The organism is Halomonas sp. ND22Bw (assembly GCF_003011945.1).
GTDB lineage: Bacteria > Pseudomonadota > Gammaproteobacteria > Pseudomonadales > Halomonadaceae > Halomonas > Halomonas halophila.
Map to the genome: position 1 here is coordinate 1 of NZ_PXWD01001139.1, position 261 is coordinate 261.

A 261-nucleotide genomic window follows, 5' to 3' on the forward strand; every position below is an offset into this window, starting at 1 on the left:
CGCAGCGACCAGATGCCTTTGCGCCTGGTTGAGGGTTCGGCGGTCCGACGCTTCCTTCAGCGCCCGCCCGAGCACCACAGGCAAGCGCGACAGACGACTCTTGCTGACGTAGTCGGTGGCGCCGCGCTTGAGCAATTCGACGGCATTGTCCTCCCCGATCACGCCCGACACGAAGATGAAAGGCACATCCGGCGCCGCTCCCCGCGCCAGGTCGAGCGCCTGGCCGCCCGAGAAGCCGGGCAGTTCGAAGTCGGAAAGGAT

Annotated in this window: 1 protein-coding gene; it reads right to left on the bottom strand. The window is 66.7% G+C overall.

Going from position 1 to position 261, the window contains the following annotated elements:
* A partial coding sequence (locus CVH10_RS21735) for a response regulator (protein WP_146143259.1) occupies window positions 1-261 on the bottom strand: 261 nt, incomplete at both ends.